Raw genomic sequence first — 2,692 nt, 5'->3', positions numbered from 1 at the left:
ATAGAGATTTTATATATCTTGGTTCTCATCCACACTTCTTAAAATATAGTCGGTCATCCATGCTGTACCTAGTAAGCATAACCACACGACGAAGACTGGATTTGGTACCTCAATATTGGGGGACACCACCAGTGCGGCAAACCCAACAGTGGGCAGCGTCCAGCACAACAACTTGCTCCACTTAAAAGTTTTTAGCTGCGACAAACTCTCCATAGAAGCCATAATGCCCGTAACACAAAGTGCGATAAGTGCAGCATGTGAAAGGTCCGCGATCCATAGCGGTAGTATGAGCCCCAGAGCCCACCAGCTATGATGATTAGATGGTTTCCAGTGAGAAGCTGCCCACCAAGTCACACACACGGCAACCGTTTGGACAAGAGTCACCACAGGATCACCTGCTAGCTTTCCACCGCCTTGGGTAACCATGATGCCGACCAATAAAGTACTCACAATCAACAAACTAGTTAACACCACACCAATACTACTGCGTTTAGAAAATGCGACCATTAACAGCGGGAACAGTATCCATAGACTGACAGAAAGTGTGATAGGCTGATAAGGAAGTGTAAGGCCGTAAGTGGTCATAGCTACCATGAGTACGAGGCCCACGACACCACCTTGGGGTAAAACCCATAGGGCTGGAATTAATAGGGCCAAGACAGGGATATCGCCCTCGCTCAAGCTGATTGCTCGTGCGCAAACCACAGCTAATAAAGTTGTCACTAAGAACTGAATTGTTGACAATACCATGCCCTCTCCTTATCCATTCCTTGGAAAAACTACACTAGGACACCGTCATTATGGATCAGTTTTTATTGCAAATCTTTGCTGTAATTCACCAAATTCCCTTAGGAAAAGTGAGCACTTATGGCGAGATCGCAAAATTGGCAGGATACCCAGGATATGCCCGTCATGTTGGAAAAGCGCTAAGCAATTTACCCCCTGACAGTAAACTACCTTGGTTCCGGGTTATTAACAGTCAAGGGCGAATATCTCTCAAAGGTGAAGACTTAGTCCGTCAGCGAGAAGCATTAATAGCAGAGGGGGTTGAGGTGACTGCCGATGGCAAGGTGAGCTTAAGAAGGTTCAGATGGCAGCCGTAACGACTGCCAAGTTATTAGGACCCATTGGACTCCAGCAACTACTGCCCTACACCAATAAGGCGCAAGTCAACATGGTCAGTGTTGTTTGGATCGGTTATCACTGGGTATGAAGTGTCAGTGATAAAGCGTAGTGACCCATTCACCTCAATTCGAGCACTCACACTATAGCGATGACGCGCATCAATTTTTGCCGTGTGGTACGCCAGATCAAAATCAAACGGGACTTGCTTACCATTGGTTTCAAAACGATGTTTAGCAATCACTTTTGCAGGCGCATCCGCTAAAGACACATCTTGTAAAGTCACAGTGACAACAGCGCCTTCTGGTAGCGCTATACGCTCACGATAACTCACTGTTCCTGTCACCTTTTCGACACTATTGGGAGTTTTAACTGGATCGGCAGACTGGCAACCCATTAGTACTAAACCTAGCATAGCGGAAACAATCAGCGCGTAGACCTTTTTCATAAACAATCACTCAATAATTAACTCAGCACAAATTATAAGCGGCCGCTATTATTTGTCATTGAAATTTATCCAATATTGACAAGACTTTAACGATATTGAACTCAAGCTGACATTAGGGTCTGTTCGATACAACCGAGGCTTACAACTATCTCCAAGCAGTTGTTTTATTTCTTACTAATAACGGTAAAATGATCGACAGATACTAAGAATAAAGGTTTTTATAATGAGCAAACCGCTTACAGAGTTACTTAAGTTACTCCAACTGGAAAAGCTAGAAAAAGGTCTATTTAGAGGCCAGAGCGAAAACTTAGGGCTACCTCAAGTTTATGGCGGCCAAGTCATTGGTCAAGCTCTCTCAGCTGCGCGTTACACTGTTGCTGAAGACCGTACTGTACACTCATTTCACAGCTACTTCCTATACCCGGGCAATCCAGAAAAACCGATTATCTATGACGTTGAAAACCTGCGCGATGGCCGTAGTTTTAGTACTCGCCGCGTAAAAGCGATTCAAAATGGGCGACCTATCTTCTATTTGACTGCGTCTTACCATGGTGAAGCACCAGGTTTTGGTCACCGTGGTGAACCCGTTAAAACCTGAGAAAGTCGAGCCGAAGCAATACCTGTGGATTCGTGCAAATGGAGAGGTGCCGGAGAACCAGTTGATCCACCAATACTTACTAGGTTACGCGTCAGACTGGGGTTTCTTAGTAACCGCACTACATCCACATGGTGTATCGCTCATGACACCAAAATTCCAAGTGGCCACTATCGATCACTCGATCTGGTTCCACCGCCCATTTAAAATGGATGAGTGGTTGCTATATGTTATCGAAAGCCCGACAGCAAGTAATACCCGTGGTTTAGTTCGTGGTGAAATCTACAATCGCAATGGTGACTTAGTCGCTTCAGCAGTTCAAGAAGGCGTGATGCGCTTTACTGAATAGTTTATTAGCAGGCCTCCTCCTTGGAGGCTTCAGATTGATGACGAACCCCACTTTTTAAGTGGGGTTCTTTGTATGGAGCGGCCGTAGGCCGCGATCGCGATATTTTTGGTTATACGACGAACTGAAGTAACCAACCCTTAGAGTGGCATACAGAAGTCAGTATTGGCCTTATTTCCGT

3 protein-coding genes and 1 pseudogene are annotated in these 2,692 nt (G+C 45.4%); 2 read left to right on the top strand and 2 right to left on the bottom strand.

Annotated features, from left to right (window positions below; genetic code table 11):
* Nucleotides 1-9: 9 nt before the first annotated feature.
* Nucleotides 10-750, bottom strand: coding sequence for a hypothetical protein (locus tag QTO00_RS18375; protein ID WP_331426061.1), 741 nt, complete (start codon nucleotides 748-750; stop codon nucleotides 10-12).
* 50 nt (nucleotides 751-800) lie between these two features.
* Here QTO00_RS18375 and QTO00_RS18370 point away from each other — a divergent pair, with 50 nt between their 5' ends.
* Nucleotides 801-1,103 (top strand): MGMT family protein, encoded by a 303-nt coding sequence (locus tag QTO00_RS18370; protein ID WP_038207062.1) that lies wholly within the window; start codon nucleotides 801-803, stop codon nucleotides 1,101-1,103.
* 38 nt (nucleotides 1,104-1,141) lie between these two features.
* Here the strand turns inward: QTO00_RS18370 and QTO00_RS18365 are convergent, their stop codons facing one another.
* Nucleotides 1,142-1,570 (bottom strand): YbaY family lipoprotein, encoded by a 429-nt coding sequence (locus QTO00_RS18365; protein WP_331426060.1) that lies wholly within the window; start codon nucleotides 1,568-1,570, stop codon nucleotides 1,142-1,144.
* A 223-nt stretch (nucleotides 1,571-1,793) separates the two neighbouring features.
* Here QTO00_RS18365 and QTO00_RS18360 point away from each other — a divergent pair.
* A pseudogene (locus QTO00_RS18360) lies at nucleotides 1,794-2,514 on the top strand (acyl-CoA thioesterase domain-containing protein).
* The last annotated feature ends 178 nt before the right edge of the window (nucleotides 2,515-2,692 follow it).

This window comes from Vibrio sp. M260118 (genome assembly GCF_036533755.1).
GTDB lineage: Bacteria > Pseudomonadota > Gammaproteobacteria > Enterobacterales > Vibrionaceae > Vibrio.
The sequence above is the reverse complement of the archived record's forward strand: the minus strand, read 5'-3'. Positions and strand labels throughout refer to the sequence as shown.